Source organism: Advenella faeciporci (assembly GCF_014652395.1).
Taxonomy (GTDB): Bacteria; Pseudomonadota; Gammaproteobacteria; order Burkholderiales; family Burkholderiaceae_B; genus Advenella; species Advenella faeciporci.
The window spans coordinates 50,887-67,126 of sequence record NZ_BMYS01000008.1 but is presented as its reverse complement, the minus strand read 5'-3'; the positions used below and the strand labels follow the sequence as shown (position 1 = coordinate 67,126).

Here is a 16,240-nt window from a genome sequence, read left to right as displayed (position 1 = left end):
TCGTTCCTACGCTCCAGCTTAGGAACCAGAGAAGCAGAGAAAAACAGCCCGTTATTTCACCACCGGTGAAATAACAGCGCCTTCCCCAATCTCCTCAAGCAATTCAACCTCTTCCTTGCGCCCGGACAGTCTGGCAGCAATAAAAGCGCATACCATTAGCTGAATCTGGTGAAAAATCATCAGAGGCAGCACAATCGCCCCCACTGCCTGCCCAGCAAACAGGACCTGCGCCATAGGTAAGCCACTGGCCAGGCTTTTTTTCGACCCGCAAAACACCAGGGTAATCCGGTCCTCAAGAGAAAAACCCATCAGTTTGCCAATCAAAGCCGTCAACAACAGCACAATAACCAGTAACACAACACTAACCAGAACAAGTAATAACAAGGCCACCAGGGGCGTCTGGCTCCATAAGCCCTCATTTACCGCTGCGGAAAACGCCACATACACCACCAGCAGAATCGAACCCTGATCCACAAACCTCATGAGAAAACCATGACGGCTGATAAAACCGGCGGTGAAAGGACGGCTGAAATGCCCCAGTGCAAACGGAATCAGCAGTTGTTGGGTAATTTCCCAGATGGCCTCAAGGGCCAACTGCGAATCACTGGTGGCTACACCATCGGTTATCAGCAAGCTGACCAGCATGGGCGTAATGAAAATACCCAAAATGCTGGATGAAGAAGCACTGCAAATGGCAGCGGGAATATTTCCACGCGCAACAGAAGTAAAGGCAATAGCCGATTGCACGGTTGCAGGCAGCACGCACAAATACAGGACCCCTTTATACAAATCAGGCGTAAACAGGGGTTCAAGAATGGGCCTGGACATTACGCCAAGCACAGGAAAGAGAATGAATGTAAAAGAAAAAATCAGCAAATGCAGGCGCCAATGGGTAGCACCCGCAATGATGGCATCTCGTGACAAACGAGCCCCATGCAGGAAAAACAGCAGCGCAATGGCCAGGCTGGTCACCATTTGCGCCACCGGCATCCCACGACCAGAGGCCGGAAAGACCGTGGCAACAAGAACAGCTACCACCAACAAAAAAGTGAAACGGTCAATTTTAAGAAAACGAAGCAGAGACTGAAACATGGGGCAAACTTATGTTTAGGGGTGAATACATTGGCAGCTGCCAGCCATATTACCCCATCCAAGCCTTGGTTTCTTAGCTCTCCAGCGTATCACGCCATTCAGCCGGCAAAAATTGCGCCGCCTGTTCATCAAGCAAAATCATCGCATTTGGATGAGACTTGACCACTGAAGCCGGCAACTGCTCGGTAACAGGGCTTTCATAAAGCTCTGCCATGATTTGCGCCTTGTTGGTGCCAGTGGCAATAAGAATAATTTGTTTTGATTCCATAATATCCTGTAAACCCAGCGTAATCGCCTTGGTGGGAACTTCATCCAAAGAATCAAAAAAACGACTGTTATCAATTCGGGTTTGTTCAGTAAGTGGCACTACATGCGTGCGGCTGCCAAATGAGGTGCCCGGCTCGTTAAAGCCGATATGACCGTTATTGCCAATACCGAGCAATTGCACGTCGATGTGACCCGCCTGCTGGATTTGACCTGAGTATTGTTCGCATTGTTTTACCGGATCCGCACACAAACCGTCTGGCAGGAAGGTGCGATGCTGCGCAAAAGCCAGGCGATTGAACAAATGCTGCCGCATATAGTAACGATAGCTTTGCGGATGATCGCTGCCCAACCCGATATATTCATCCAGGTTGAAGGTGGTTAAGCCCGACACATCCACATTTAACCGTGCAACCTGCTCACACAATTTTTCATAGACAGGCTCCATGGTACTGCCTGTGGCCAGCCCCAATACCGAATCATTTTTCTTCTGGATTTGTGCAATAAGCAATTCACTTACATGTTCTGCAATTGCCTGGGGGTTGGAAAAAACATAAAACATAGTCGTTCCGGTAGTGATCAATAAAAACGGTACTTACTGCTGATAAACAACCGGAATTATCCTCCTATTTTTTGATTCATGTTTTGTTTTTGTTCGGCTTTTTAAAAATTTACTTCCCAAGTGTTGCAAAATTATCTTTTTGCTTTGCTTGCCTGAATGGCTTATTTAGCATTAATCACTGCATTGCCAATTTTGCATGACTGCCTCTTACTCTCAAATCAATAGCTGTTTTCACAATTAATGATTGTTCTACCAACCATATTTATTAATAAAATTTTTTATTAATAATAAACAAAAACTTAAAAAACCCATCCCAGATCCCAGATCCCAGGCAGCTATTTAAATAATTTTTTATAATTAACAGTAGCATATAAATGCCACCTTATCTATAATTAAGTCCAGTTTTCTAGCTTGATTAATCGTTTTACTATTAATCATTCAAAAGAAACCAATTATTTATCAAAATTAATTTTAAAGGCTATAAAAACATGTCTCGCTCTATAGCATTGGAATCCGTTAAAGAAGAACACAAAGCACTTATTGGTTCTTTTAATGAATTAATCAATAAACACAATGTTTCAACCAGCCAGTTTCTGGAAGCCCTCGTTTCCAACCTCCCTTCCGCCTCAGACATCGTAGCGGTACAAAACCTGCTGGAAAAACGTATTAATGAAATCCGTACGGAAGAACTGAACCGTTATATTCAGGAAGGCAAGAAAATGGCACAGGCGCTGGGTATAGACCCTGCCATTATTGCTGAAGGCTTAACCGGCAAACAGGCAAAAATCGCAAAACCGGTTAAAGCCAAATATCGCAGCAAAGAGAATCCGGAAGAAACCTGGTCTGGCCGTGGCAAAAGACCGGCATTTATTGCCAACTATCTGGCCGCCAACCCCAACAACCAACTGGAAGATTTGTTAATTAACGATTAACGCCAGTTAATGCCTGTTATTTAACAGCATCAACAAAGACGCCACTGTAATCATGTGGCGTCTTTTATAAAAACCATTAATATATGCCATTCAAACAAAAGTGCCTTGTGACTTTCAAATGGTGATATTATCTGCTCAGCTTTTTTTGCATACTGGCCTCATTTAAAATCGTCATTCATGCGCTAAAACTCATCTACTATTACAACTCTTCAACAAAGAACCTGCATGAAAAAAACTGATTTGGAAAAACAAAAAGCCCTTAAAACAGTAGGAAAAATGAAACAGGAAGGTATCCCCAACCGTTTTTCAACCGATTCAGGCGCACAACTTGACCGACGCGAGCAACGCAAACTGGACCAGGCACAAGGTTTGGTACCATTCCCGGTAAAAATCAAACAAACATTGATAGAAGAAATTCGTGCCCAGGCAATTGCGCAAAATACCAATACTAATGATGTGGTTAATGCCTTACTGGAAAAGGCCCTGAAAAACTGAAACCGGGTGGGCCTTTTACACTCTCGGATATAAAAGTAATGCCCATTTCACCAAGGGCATTACTTTTCAAAAACAGCTAAAGTTATCACTTACCACAAGAAAGAAATTTTTATTAATTTCTCTAGTCTGCCTTCGCCCCTGAAAGCTTAACGATCTTGCCCCATTTTTCAAATTCGGTTTCATTGAATTTTTTGAAAGTGGCCGGATCAGACGCAACGGGCTCTGCACCCAATTGCGCATACTGCTCAATCACCTTGGGTTCTTTCAACGCTTCGCTGGCTGCTTTCCACAATGTCTGCACTACCTCATCAGGTGTATTCTTGGGCGCCCACAAACCATACCATGTACTCACATCAAAATCGGGCAGGTTGGCCGCGTCCGCCACAGTAGGAACACCAGGCAAGGCATCATATTTCATGCTTGGGTACACACTGGGATTAATCACATGCAAAGACGCATTGGCCAAATAAGTATACCCATCAGGTTTGGCTTTACTGACAAACTCCGCAGCAATCATGCCGCTTGCGCCAGAACGGTTATCAACAACAATGGATTGCTTTAATACTTTGGACATTTCAGCAGCGGCAATCCGGGCCACAATATCCGTAGGCCCTCCGGGCGGATAGCCCACCACCATCTGCAGGGAATGGTCGGGGAATTTGTCTGAAGCGGCCAAGGCTTGCATATTGAAAATACCGCAAGCGGTCACTAAACCGATGCCAATAAATTTACTAATATTCGTTCGTTTCATAATATTCATCTCCTAGTTGAGTTTTTAATCTATTTTTACTGCCAGTTTCCCTGTCACACTTCTTCCATGAAGCGTTTCAATCGCTTCAGGCACCTGATCCAAAGAAAATACTTTCTGGACATCCGGATTCAGTTTTTTTTCCTTCACCCATCTAAACAAAACCTCCATAACATTGGACATCATGGCAGCATGCATAATGCGTTCATCAGCCGGTGTCCAACCGGTATATTGACCAAAAAAGAAACCATGAATGGTCAGGTTTTTAACCAGCACAATGTTCATGGCCACCTCGGGCAATTTACCGCTGGCAAAGCCGATACTGATTAACTGGGCATTCTGTGCGGCTGCCCTGAGCGCTGAAGCAAAAAGTGATCCGCCAACCGGGTCAAAAATAATATCAACCCCCTTACCCGCTGTAAGCTGCTTAACCTGTGCAGCCAATTGATCAGTACCTGTCAAGGTTTCACTGGCTCCCGCCTTTTTCGCCACCTCACACTTTTCCTTCGTACTGGCGCAGGCAATGACCCGACACCCCATGTTTGAGGCAATTTCAGATATTCCGCATAGGCGCCCCAATCACAAATGCAGGCCACTCTTTGACCAACAGATAAATGGATGACTGCACTGCCTTTTTGCTCAACAATCCCGACTGCTTCGGTTCCCGGAGAAAAAGGAAATGGGGGTTTGCGCTGATATTTTCCTTCAATCATCAACCCGGTAGCATGACTGACACTGGCGTAATGCACCCTGACAATAACTTCATCGGGCCGGGTTATTTCCGGCATGGGTGCATCCTCAACAGAAAGCACCTCTCGTGGTGCCCCAAACGTTTTGCAATGTAATGCTTTCATTTATATTTCTTCCTTCTTGATTTGTCGAATAACCTGTGACGCTATCAAGGCATCAATCTGTTCCTGGCTGAAATTGAATTTTTGCAGTACATCAATCGTGTGTTCTCCAATATCCGGTGCCTTGTTCAATATGGGTTTTTGTGACAAACCGGGTATGAACACATAGGGAAGCGACAGCCCGGGAGACTGTTCAAAATAATCCACCGTCTGGTTGAATACGGCCTGCGGGTGTTGCATGACCTGATCATAATTGCGCACGGGGGCGTGCAAGACTTCATATTGACGAAAAACATCCTGCCATTCTTCATTCGTTCTTGCCGCCAGAATCCCGGCCAGCTCACCGTGCAGCACGGCCCGATGTTTCATGCGCTCCGTATTATTAACAAAACGGGTATCTTCCAGCCAGTCCTGCCTGCTCAACGCCTTGCACAAACGTTCAAATTGATCGTTATTCAAAGCCAGGACATTCAACTTGCCGTTTTGTGTATCGAAAACACCATTGGGAGCACTGACTGCCGTTTTGATTTTCACTGGATTCAAGGTGTGCTCGATCAGGTTCGATTGCTGGAAAGCGGCACAGGCATCAAACAGATTCAGTTGAATATGTTCGCCTTGCTTTACAGCAGAGCATTGACGACGGTAAATCGCCGCCAGGGCCTGCTGGGTGGCAAACATGCCTGACAAAACGTCCACCATCAGAATCCCGATTTTTTGTGGGTTACCTTCCTGGTCATAATTGGCCGACATAATACCGGTTTCCGCCTGCATGACAGAGTCTGTGGCAGGTGCAAAAGCGTAAGGCCCCGAAGGCCCGTAACCACTGATGGAAATATAAATAATTCCCGGATTTGTTATTTTCAGATCCTCATAACCCAGGCCCAGCTTTTCAACGATTCCAGGCCTGAAGTTTTGCACGAACACATCACATTCAGCGGCCATTTTTCGAATTGCCTGGCGTCCTGCCTCCTGCTTGGCATCAATGCATACACTCTGTTTGCCCACGTTATAGCTGATAGACAACGCACTTTGTCCGGAAACGGTTGTGCCCACATGACGCCCCCAATCTCCGGCTGGCGGTTCAATCTTGATCACCTCGGCACCATATTGCCAGAGCATATTGGCGCAGTAAGGTCCGGCCACCCCCTGGCTGATATCAAGTACTTTAAGACCGGAAAAGCTGTTATTTTCGTTCATCATTTCGTCTTCCATTCACAACAGCTCCATCCTAAGACAAAGCGAATTGTGCGACAATACGCTAAAACTACTCATCAGTGTTCAATTATGATTGACAATAATCTGGATCTAAACCTTCTGAAGCTGTTTGTTGAAATTGTGGAAGCAAAATCTTTGGCAGAGGCCGCCCGCCGAACGGGCATGACACGATCCAATGTTTCCATGCGGCTGAAAAAACTGGAAAAAACGCTTGAAACCCAGCTTTTCAGAAGAAACACCCGAAGTATTGAACTGACCCAGCAAGGTGAGTTGCTTTATGAAAAAAGCCAGAAAATCCTGGAAGAAATAGCGTCGGTCAGTTCGGACATCCATCATCTTTCAAAAAGCATGAAAGGCTATATCCGCGTTCGTATTCCAACCGGGTTTGGTCATTTATATTTATCAGACATCTTTATTGACTTTATTCGAGAGTATCCTGAAATAGACTTGAAAATTCTCATCAATGACCGGCTGGATGACCTGATTGAGTCCGAGGTGGACTTCGCTATCAAGATTACCTCAAACCCCAATAATGAATATGTCGCCAGAAAAATATGTGATGTTCAGTGGTGTTTGTCGGCATCCCCTGACTACTTAAAAGGAAATCCTGTTCTGCTACCTTCAGACTTACTGCACCATAAATTGGTCATGCCGGCTGCCATGGGCAAGAATTTTTTTCTGAAACTGGTCCATGAACGAAGCCTGATTCGACAGCGCGTGTCTTGCAGTCTTCAATCGGGCAGCTATACTTTTTTACTGGATGCGGCCCTCAAAGGAGTGGGAATTACGCTCTTGCCCCGTTACGCGGTTCACCAGGAACTGAAACAAGGAAAACTGGTGGAAGTGCTTGAGGACTACATGCCCGAAGGAGTAGGCAATGCCATGTATTTCCTGACCATTCCCAATAAATTCACAACAACCGCAACACACCAGTTAATGAACTTCTTACAGGAGCGCATTATAGCCTTGGTGGATTCATGGAACCACACGACTTTGTAGCCAATACCAAGCCATCCCGATCCATTCATGGAGTACGCTACCGGAAATACGCAAGGCATCAGCCCGGGGAATATATTTAAGAAAATTGGGCGGATAATCGGGCCTGACGGTAGGGGCTGCAATCACATTGAAACCGGCCCGTTCAAACGTTATTTTGGCGCGTTTCATATGCACGGTATTGGTCACCAGCAAAATGGTGTTGATGCCTTCACTACCCAAAGCGTCTCTTGAATAACGGGCTTCTTCAGCCGTCGTGGCCGGTTCAGGCAACACCCATCTAACCGGTGTATGAAATAGGGTTTCCAGCTCTCTTTGCATTACCTGGGCAACCGGTTCTTCCCCCGGCCACCCGCCCCCGCTAACCTGAATAGGCAGGCCGGTTTCCCGATGCAAGTAAGCGGCATAGCGAATCCGCTCCAGTGTGGAAGAGGCGGCAGAACTGCCCCCGAACTCAGGCTGGTCGTGATTCACGCCACCACCCAATACCACAATCGCCTGCGCCTGCCTGGCCTGATCCAAGGACAAAACAGGCTCATCGTATAAGGATTTAACCAGTGCCGTGGCAACTACTGGCATACTGGCTACTGTCAGGGCCACAATCCCAAACAACAACACGGCTCGCCCCCACTTCTTGAACCGGCTTTCCAGCAAGGCCCAGCCCATCAAAAACAGAATAATAAAGTTAAAGGGAATTAACAGGGTGGAAGAAATAATTTTGCTGGCAAAAAAGCTCATGACGGGTTGCTTGGTTTAAGCACAAAAAAAAGTGGCACAAACCGTATATTAAGCATTTTATTGCGCATTGGCGATCATGGCATTCTGTTGCACATTAACGACCATGGCATTCAACTGATGGCCGTCAACCATGAACAGATTACGGTTATATTTTGCCATTTCAGTCGCTTCTTTATCAAACTTTCCCATTGTAAAAATGTAGTTGTAATGACTGTTATGCTGATTCATGCCAATCACTTCCTGGGAAATATCGCTAACCCCCACCTTGTCCGCTCTCCAGTGACGTGTGGAAACAAAACCACGGTTTCCTTCTTTTTCAATCATGAAATCGGCAATATCCTGCAACTCACCACTTACCTTTTGTACCTGATACCCCTTGGATTGAAAAATATCGGTAACCAATGCCGCGATCTTTTCTTCTGAAAAACTTTTTACTTCTGACAAGGATACGCGCTGATTGTTAAGGTTAATATATGAAACGGAAGGCTTCTGCCTCTTCCAGACAAGGTACACAACCACCGCTACCAGTAATAGAAAAATGTAAGTACTCATCTCAAGCCTCAGTTAGCAGATATATTTATAATGTTGAGGACTGCGCGGCGCAAACCATTTGATTCCCCTCATTTTTCAATACTTTTTTAAAATTTACAGTAAAAATTTCTATTCTTCCCAGCATTATAATACCTAAAGTATCTTAAAATTACCAAAAATAAACAATATGTAAAAAACATAAGCACATAAGTAAACAACAAGCCTGTCTGAATAGGCGAACATCTCATTTACATTTTTTTTCAATTTCTTGTTTTTAATAATAATTAAACCAATATGTACTACCTTTATAAAACACAATAGTACAATCACGGCAAGTCAATCCCACAAGGTTTTCAACAGCATGAGTCTTCATTACCTCGTCACCGGTGGAGCCGGCTATATCGGCTCCCACACGCTTATAGAAATGCTGCAGGCAGGTTATACCCCTGTTGTACTGGATAACTTTTCCAATAGCAGCAACAAGGTTTTTGATCGTTTAAAAACCATTACCGGGACAGGCATTAAAGTCATCCATGGAGACATCCGCGACCGTAAACTGCTGGATGATATTTTTGCAGAACACGACGCCCTGAATACACCCATCCAGGGGGTCATTCATTTTGCGGCCCTGAAAGCCGTGGGCGATTCAGTCAAACGCCCGCTTGAGTATTACGAAAACAATGTCGCCGGTACCGTTACCCTGCTACAGGCCATGCTGGCCGCTGGTGTAAACCGCATCGTCTTCAGCTCATCCGCCACTGTTTACGGCGAACCCGAATTCCTGCCCTATACCGAATCCCATCGAATTGGCGCCACCAACCCTTACGGCTGGACCAAGGTTCAGGTAGAACAAATATTAAAAGACACCTGCGTGGCCCATCAGGAATTTTCGGCCATTGCATTACGCTATTTCAACCCGATTGGCGCCCATGAAAGTGGCCTGATCGGTGAAAACCCACGAGATATTCCCAACAACCTTTTCCCCTTCATTACCCAGGTAGCCGTTGGCCGTTTAGAAAAACTGAATGTTTTCGGCAACGATTACGATACGGTTGATGGTACCGGTGTACGTGACTACCTGCACGTTAGTGACCTGGCACTGGGGCATGTAAAAGCCGTGAATTACGTTAATGAAAGCGCCCATAGCGGCTTTACAGCCATTAACCTGGGTACCGGCACCGGCACCAGTGTCCTGCAAATGGTGAACGCTTTTGAACGGGTCAACAATATTAAAGTGCCCTATATTATTCAGGCCAGAAGGGAGGGAGACATTGCCTCTGCCTGGGCCAACCCCCAACTGGCAGAATCACTGCTGGGCTGGAAAACCACCCGCAGCATCGATGACATGTGCCGGGATGGCTGGAACTGGCAAAGCAAGAATCCTGAAGGATATTGATCAACCATCAATCGAGACTTTCAACCATATATATATAACAAAATATTTCTATTAACCTTAAGTCTCATATGGTTAAATCATTTTTCGGATTTGTACTTAATACAGAAAATGATTCGCCATGAACAATACGCTTTTTAAGGGTCTCCAAATACTGGAAATGCTTGCTTACAGTAGTCAGCCCATGAGGCTGACTGATATTGCCAACAACCTCAACCTGGTTAAAAGCGGTACCCACCGCTTGCTTCAGGCACTGGTTGACTCAAAATATGTCGTTCAGGACAAAGAATCCGGCAAATACAGCACAACCTGCAAACTCATTGAACTTGGCTCTGCCGTCCTTCCTCACCTGGCCTTAAAACAGCAGGCGGAAGGCATCATGCAACAGTTAATGCGCGACACAGAAGAAAGCGTTCATTTATCCATCCAGGATCAACATGATGTGGTGTATCTGCACAAAGTGGATGGGCCTGCACCTATCCCGTTTTACACCCATATCGGTGGTCGTGCCCCACTATACTGTGTGGCCACTGGCAAAGCCCTGCTTGCATATAAAAACGATTTTTTTATTGAAAAAATAAAGCAAAACCTGAACCCCAAAACCGACAACACCATTATCAACGCCCAACAACTTGAAATGGAACTTCAGGAAATCAAGGAAAGAGGGTATAGCATCAACAAAGGTGAACTAAAAGAAGAGGTTTACGGCGTTGCGGCTCCCATTATCGACAAAACGGGAAATATTATTGCAGCGATCGGACTGTCCGGACATAGTGAGCGCTTTACGACTAAAACGATTAACAAATACGCTGACCTGCTCATGCAAGCTGCCCAGCGCATTACAGGCCTGCATAACGGGCATGATCCATCGGTAAACCTGCAACGACTTATTCTTTCCTGGTAAAACCGGTATCACAGAAAAACAGGTTGTCGATTATAAAACCAAGGTAAAACACCCAATACACTTAAAGTACCTACTATTTTTTTACAGAAACAGTCATTGATTTACCCTGCCATTACATCTATATATTATTCACTTACCACTGTAAACAGGCTCGCGTTTTTCCTTGAATGCCCGTATACCTTCTTTCTGGTCATCACTTTCCCGAACAATATTCAATTCCCTGATCGTGCGGGCCATGAGTTCTGAAGGACCCTGCGGCAATACATCACGCGTCACAAAACGCTTCAGGGTCTTTAAGACCAGAGGCGAAGCCTTTGACAGTTTCCGGGCTTTTTCCAGTGCAACGTCCACCTGCTGCCCCAGCGGTACAACCTGGTTCACCAAACCCGCTGCATAAGCCCTTTGGGCATCCAGTATCTCACCGCACAAAATCACATCCATCGCAATCTTATGCGGAATACGGGCCGCCAGCCCGGCAATCATGCCACCGGTAAAGCCCAATTTGGCTTCCGGATAGGAGAAACGCGTATTGTCAGCGGCAATCGCCAAATCGCACATCATATGCAGGACCATAGAACCGCCTACCACCCAGCCTGCCGTAGCTGCAATAATGGGTTTTTCAGTTTGTATGCCTACTGTTGGAATGCAACGCCACAACTCAGGCAGGTTCGTCACGTCAGCACCAGCAGAAAAGGCTTTTTCCCCTGCACCGGTGATAACGGCAACACGCTGGTCCGATAAATCAAACTCCTCAAAGCCCTGTTGAAGCGACAGGGCCGTCTCCTTACAAATGGCATTATGTTTTTCGGGACGATTAATTGTAAATAGCGTCACTTTCTCAAACTGCTCGATTTTTACAACACTCATTTTGATCTCCTGAATTATCTTTAATTGATTTGTGCCCTGGCATCCACTGCCACACACCCGTTACCCTGTTGTTTCACTTTAAGTGGATTAATCTCTATTTCAAAAGGACTGTCTTTAAGACTGCAGGCAAGCAGACTCAAACGATGAATGGTCTGTGCCACCGCTTCCACATCCAGTGCCGGCCTGCCACGATAGCTTTTTAACAAAGGGGCTATTTTCAGTTGTACAAGCGCCTGTTTGGCTGTTTCCACATGGACGGGTGCCGGCAGTACCAGCGTGTCTTTCAAGAGCTCAACCAGAATGCCGCCACTGCCTATAATCACCTGCGGACCAAACTGGGCATCATTTCTGGCCCCCACAATCAACTCCAGTTCCCCAGACTCCATACTCTGCAAGGAGAATCCTTCAATCCGGGCAGACGGTAAAACCTGGTTGATATGACTGACCATAGCCGTCAATCGCTGCTCCAGCTCTTTGGGGGATTGAATATTAAGCAGCACCCCACCCACGTCGGATTTATGAACGATCTGGCTGGAAACCACCTTGGCAACCATCGGGAAACCAATATCACCCGCCACCTTCATGGCCGCAGGGATATCGTCAACCACAATCTCTTTATTCACTGGGATTCCGAACGAAGCCATTAGCTTTTTGGTTTCGGACTCATTAAGAACGCCTTTTACATGACTGATCTGCGGCAAATCATCCGGCAAAACAGCCTCTGGTGAAGCGGTAAAATCAGACCATGCTTTCCAGCTTTTCAATGCGGCAACCGCTTCACTGAGTGTATTGGTAAAAGGAATATTTTTGGCAACCAAATACTCTCTGGCCGCATTGGCCGCCTGACCCGGCAACATCACCACAATAAACGGTTTCGACGTTTTTTCCGCCCCTGTGACCAAGCTGGTCGTCGTATTCAATACAGAGGGTGCCGTCGTCAACACAAACAAACCGGCATCAACACACGCATCTTTCATGACAATTTCTGCTGTCAACGCTGAAATCCTGTCGGTATCCAGCACATCATGTCTGCGTCCACCCAGATCAATCGGATTGAAAGCCTGCCCGGGCGTAAACAATTCGGCAAGAGATGCCTTCGTTTGCTCACCAAACTCTGAAAAAGGGATGCCCTGCTCTGACATCGCATCTGCAGTCAGTGCGCCACCACCGCCAGAGGTGGTGATAATGGTCGCATTGCCAACTTTCTGACCAGGAAATTTGGCCATGCTCAACGCCAACAGAAACATGGCCATCGGATCGTCCATCAGAATAATATTCTGACTTCTGCAAATGGCTTTTAAGGACTCATAATCACCTGCCAGACTGGCTGTATGGGAAAACGCAGCCTTGCTGCCCGCTTCCGTTTTCCCTGCCTTGACGGCCAGAATCGGCTTGTTTTTCAAACGAGCCAGTTTTGCCAATTCAATGAAACGCTGGGGTGATTTCAGGCCCTCAATATAGGCACAAATAACAGAGGTTTCATCATCATCAATCAGCATTTCAAGAAAGTCACACAGTTCAAGATCTGCCTGATTACCAATTGAAAAACAGTGACTGAAACCAATGCCCTGTGAGTGAGCCTTGTCGAAAAGTGTTCCCATCAGGGCTCCACTCTGACTGATAAAGCCAATCGGACTTTTAATGAGGGCATCAACATTTAGGGCAGGTGAAGAGCACAAAACCAGTTCATTGGCAGGGCTAATCAGACCCAGACAATTGGGACCAATCAGGCGCATCTTGTATTGCCTGGCTATTTCAACGATTTCATGCTCTAAGGCAGCCCCCTCTGGGCCCGCATCGGAAAACTTGGAAGTAATGATAATGGCGCATTTGACCCCCTTCTCGGCACATTTTCTAATTTCCTCTTTGACTTTTGCAGTAGGCAATGCCATGACAACCATGTCAGGGGCCTCTGGCGTTGCCGTAATATCAGGAAAAGTTTTTATGCCAAACAAAGACTCTCGCCCCGGATTGATAGGATAAATAATTCCCTTGTAACCATGACGGATAAGCGTTTTATAAAGACGCCCGCCAAACTTTGTCTGGTCTTCGGATGCGCCAATAACAGCCACAGAACGCGGATTCATAAGTGCAGCCAGGCTGGCAGCGTTAGTGATAGAAGTCATGTCTCAAATTCCATTTATTGATTTATATATTCGCTTATCCGTTGCTTGATACTGCCCGGCATGATGGACAATATTAATGACTGCAAATCGGCCGCCTGGTTACCCTCATCCAGTACCGTTGCCCGATAAATCTGTTGCTGGGTATACTGGGACAAACGTTGTGCCTGCAGCAATTCAGTGACCAAACTTTCCTGCTCCTCAGAACGGCATACATGAGTGACCAGTCCACAGGACAAGGCATCAGCCGCACTTATTTTTCTTCCTCCGTTGATCCAGTCCCTCGCAGTTGAAGTTCCCACGCGCGCAGCCAGTCTACGGCTACCTAGCACCAGGCCAAATTTGGCCCCCGGGAAAGTAAATGAAGAGGTATCCAGTGCAATGCGGTAGGTGCAGGAAGCAAAAATATCCGCGCCGGCGCCAATCACTTTGCCCTGCCCAAGGACTAAAGTGACAAAAGGTGCCCAGTAAATTTTCTGCAACAGCATTTCAATTTCAATAAATCTGGCCAACAAACTGTCATCAGATTCCGATTCAAGACCGGCCAAATCAAACCCGGTGCAAAAGTGCTTGCCTTCAGCACGTATGAGCAATCCTTTTGTTTTGTTTTCCAGGCATTGGTTCAACACCCCGTTTAATTGCCTGACCAATTCCCGGGAAAGACAATTCCCTTTATGCGCACGCTTTAAGATGATAGTGCAGATATTTTCATGCTGAATTAATTCAAATTCCTGGCTCATTCTTTGCATTGCCTCATTAAACCCATAGATTGGCTGTCACGTTGGATGAATATCCAGAAATGAACGATTTCCTTTCCGGGGTTCCCGGATAAAAAACATGCCGCTGGATTTTTCCTATATTGCCGCCATATAAATGAATACTGATGGATGTCTGATCCTCAAACGCATTACTGACCTGATGAATATCCCCAATTGAAGGCGACACACAAGCAACATCTCCTTGAGACAGGGTGGTAACCTTGCCAGTTTCCTCAAGAATATTCTCCTCATTGAAGACAAAGTGTTGTTCGGTTTCTGCCCCCCTGAGCATACCAATTACTCCCCAGACCGTATGATCATGAACCGGTGTCTTCTGTCCGCCTGCCCAGACAAAACTGACCAGTGAAAAACGATCCAATGGATCTCCATAGAGCAAGTACTGCTGGTAATATTCGGGATGCGGTCTTGCAAAGGTTGCATCAAGCCAATCATCCTTACTGACAAGATCGCGCATGATTTCTTTTGCCTGTAGCAAAATTTCAGGCTCTTTCAATTCTTTTTTTTCCACCAGCCTTATCAATCGCTGTACTGCTTCCAATAATCGTGCCTGACTCATACTAAGCCTCCTCTTTCAATAAGCCACTCACAAAACGGTGATTATCAGCCCCTTTTTCAGGCGGAGGCAAGCGTACAGGTAAATTATTATTATCAATACGAATAGGTGAAATAAATGTTTTGGTTTGAGCCCCATTCGGCAACGTTATTTCCTGCACCCATCCCATGTGCTGTACCTGGGGATCACTCAAGGCAGTCTCGTAATCATTAATCCGACTATGCGGTACAGCGGCCTCCTTGAAGACCTGGATCCAATAGTCCGTATCTTGTGTAACAAATTTTGCTTCCAGCAAGGCCTTGAGTATCTTCTGATTTTTTGCCCTGTCCAGGGTGGTGGCAAAACGCGGATCATTGAATAGTTCCGGCAGTTCGGTTACATCACACACAGACTTCCATAACTTCTGATTGCCGGCAGCGATTACAAAATAACCATCCCGCGACTTGAAAGCCTCATAAGGTGCATTTCGTGGATGAGCCGCACCCAACTTAATGGGATTAATACCTGTACCGAAAAATTCGCTGGTTTGCAAAGCGGCAATACCCAATGTGCAACCAAGCATGGAAATATCGATCCGACTGCCACCCTGGCCGTTTTTCACCTTCATCAGCGCTGAACTGATGGAAAAAGCCGCATATAAGCCTGAAGCAAAATCAGAAATAGGAACACCGCACTTTACCGGACCTCCATCGGCTTCTCCGGTGACACTCATCACACCCGAAGCCGCCTGTATCGTGACATCAAATCCCCCCTCATTTGCCCGAGGACCATCTTGGCCAAATGCAGAGATGGAGCAATAAACCAGATCCGGATGCTCTTTCTTGAAAGACTCCGCCCCCAGATTCAATCTATCCATCACACCGGGACGGTTATTCTCTACCAGAACATCCGCAGACAATACCAGCTTTCTCGCCAGTTGCTGATCAGCCTCATTTTTCAAGTCCAGCACAAAAGAGTGTTTATTGCGGTTCAGTGAGGCAAAATTTTCGCTAAACCCTTCATTAATAGGCGGCCATTGCCGTAGTGTATCTCCGGCAGGTGGTTCTACTTTAATAACCTCGGCGCCCATATCAGCCAACAGCATGCCACAAAAAGGCCCCGCTGCAACGCTGCAAAACTCAATCACCTTGACACCGGAAAGAGGAAGATTAGGGTAAATAGGCATATATTTTCCTGACGATAATAATAAGCTGACAC

At 46.2% G+C, this 16,240-nt stretch carries 18 protein-coding genes; 5 read left to right on the top strand and 13 right to left on the bottom strand.

The genetic code is table 11. The features are described 5' to 3' along the window. Positions 1-51 precede the first annotated feature (51 nt). Positions 52-1,092: a bile acid:sodium symporter family protein gene (locus IE074_RS07350; RefSeq protein WP_189384828.1), complete on the bottom strand. Its 1,041-nt coding sequence runs from the start codon at positions 1,090-1,092 to the stop codon at positions 52-54. Between the two features lie 73 nt (positions 1,093-1,165). Further along, positions 1,166-1,918, bottom strand: a complete 753-nt coding sequence (nagB, locus tag IE074_RS07345; RefSeq protein WP_189384827.1) for a glucosamine-6-phosphate deaminase — start codon at positions 1,916-1,918, stop codon at positions 1,166-1,168. 488 nt (positions 1,919-2,406) lie between these two features. Here nagB and IE074_RS07340 point away from each other — a divergent pair, with 488 nt between their 5' ends. Together IE074_RS07340 and IE074_RS07335 are read left to right on the top strand one after the other, a co-directional pair. Beyond that, positions 2,407-2,850, top strand: coding sequence for an H-NS histone family protein (locus IE074_RS07340; protein WP_189384826.1), 444 nt, complete (start codon positions 2,407-2,409; stop codon positions 2,848-2,850). 225 nt (positions 2,851-3,075) lie between these two features. Beyond that, positions 3,076-3,345 carry a hypothetical protein gene (locus tag IE074_RS07335; protein ID WP_189384825.1) on the top strand — a complete coding sequence of 90 codons (270 nt, stop codon included), beginning with the start codon at positions 3,076-3,078 and terminating at the stop codon, positions 3,343-3,345. A 121-nt stretch (positions 3,346-3,466) separates the two neighbouring features. On the opposite strand, the gene IE074_RS07330 is transcribed toward IE074_RS07335, so the two are convergent. The 4 genes from IE074_RS07330 to IE074_RS07320 are packed head-to-tail and all read right to left on the bottom strand — an operon-like array spanning position 3,467 to position 6,144. After that, complete coding sequence (locus tag IE074_RS07330; RefSeq protein ID WP_189384824.1) at positions 3,467-4,096, bottom strand: Bug family tripartite tricarboxylate transporter substrate binding protein; 630 nt, start codon at positions 4,094-4,096, stop codon at positions 3,467-3,469. 24 nt (positions 4,097-4,120) lie between these two features. Next, a complete protein-coding gene (locus IE074_RS14835; protein WP_229793935.1) occupies positions 4,121-4,633 on the bottom strand; it encodes a zinc-binding dehydrogenase in 513 nt (170 codons plus the stop codon). Further along, complete coding sequence (locus tag IE074_RS14830; RefSeq protein WP_229793934.1) at positions 4,552-4,947, bottom strand: alcohol dehydrogenase catalytic domain-containing protein; 396 nt, start codon at positions 4,945-4,947, stop codon at positions 4,552-4,554. The genes IE074_RS14835 and IE074_RS14830 overlap by 82 nt, the downstream gene beginning before the upstream one ends. Further along, entirely contained in the window at positions 4,948-6,144 is a 1,197-nt protein-coding gene (locus tag IE074_RS07320; RefSeq protein ID WP_229793933.1) for a CaiB/BaiF CoA transferase family protein, read from the bottom strand. Positions 6,145-6,228: 84 nt separating this feature from the next. Here IE074_RS07320 and IE074_RS07315 point away from each other — a divergent pair, with 84 nt between their 5' ends. After that, positions 6,229-7,158: a LysR family transcriptional regulator gene (locus tag IE074_RS07315; RefSeq protein ID WP_189384822.1), complete on the top strand. Its 930-nt coding sequence runs from the start codon at positions 6,229-6,231 to the stop codon at positions 7,156-7,158. Here IE074_RS07315 and IE074_RS07310 read toward each other — a convergent pair. Next, positions 7,135-7,893 carry a YdcF family protein gene (locus IE074_RS07310; protein WP_189384821.1) on the bottom strand — a complete coding sequence of 253 codons (759 nt, stop codon included), beginning with the start codon at positions 7,891-7,893 and terminating at the stop codon, positions 7,135-7,137. The genes IE074_RS07315 and IE074_RS07310 overlap by 24 nt on opposite strands. A gap of 57 nt (positions 7,894-7,950) precedes the next feature. After that, on the bottom strand, positions 7,951-8,445 hold the full coding sequence (locus IE074_RS07305; RefSeq protein WP_189384820.1) for a restriction endonuclease: 495 nt from the start codon (positions 8,443-8,445) through the stop codon (positions 7,951-7,953). Between the two features lie 340 nt (positions 8,446-8,785). On the opposite strand from IE074_RS07305, the gene galE reads away from it, so the two are divergent. Together galE and IE074_RS07295 are read left to right on the top strand one after the other, a co-directional pair. Continuing rightward, positions 8,786-9,820: a UDP-glucose 4-epimerase GalE gene (galE, locus tag IE074_RS07300; protein ID WP_189384819.1), complete on the top strand. Its 1,035-nt coding sequence runs from the start codon at positions 8,786-8,788 to the stop codon at positions 9,818-9,820. 118 nt (positions 9,821-9,938) lie between these two features. Next, positions 9,939-10,721: an IclR family transcriptional regulator gene (locus tag IE074_RS07295; protein WP_189384818.1), complete on the top strand. Its 783-nt coding sequence runs from the start codon at positions 9,939-9,941 to the stop codon at positions 10,719-10,721. 129 nt (positions 10,722-10,850) lie between these two features. Here IE074_RS07295 and IE074_RS07290 read toward each other — a convergent pair whose 3' ends face one another. The 5 genes from IE074_RS07290 to IE074_RS07270 are packed head-to-tail and all read right to left on the bottom strand — an operon-like array spanning position 10,851 to position 16,208. Continuing rightward, positions 10,851-11,588, bottom strand: a complete 738-nt coding sequence (locus tag IE074_RS07290) for an enoyl-CoA hydratase/isomerase family protein (RefSeq protein WP_189384817.1) — start codon at positions 11,586-11,588, stop codon at positions 10,851-10,853. Between the two features lie 20 nt (positions 11,589-11,608). Beyond that, entirely contained in the window at positions 11,609-13,714 is a 2,106-nt protein-coding gene (locus IE074_RS07285; protein ID WP_189384816.1) for an acetate--CoA ligase family protein, read from the bottom strand. Positions 13,715-13,728: 14 nt separating this feature from the next. After that, the gene (locus IE074_RS07280; RefSeq protein WP_189384815.1) at positions 13,729-14,451 is read right to left on the bottom strand and encodes an enoyl-CoA hydratase/isomerase family protein; all 723 of its coding nucleotides are present in this window, start codon (positions 14,449-14,451) and stop codon (positions 13,729-13,731) included. A gap of 16 nt (positions 14,452-14,467) precedes the next feature. Continuing rightward, positions 14,468-15,046 carry a cysteine dioxygenase family protein gene (locus tag IE074_RS07275; protein ID WP_189384814.1) on the bottom strand — a complete coding sequence of 193 codons (579 nt, stop codon included), beginning with the start codon at positions 15,044-15,046 and terminating at the stop codon, positions 14,468-14,470. A gap of 1 nt (position 15,047) precedes the next feature. Next, entirely contained in the window at positions 15,048-16,208 is a 1,161-nt protein-coding gene (locus IE074_RS07270) for a CaiB/BaiF CoA transferase family protein (protein WP_189384813.1), read from the bottom strand. Between the last annotated feature and the right edge of the window lie 32 nt (positions 16,209-16,240).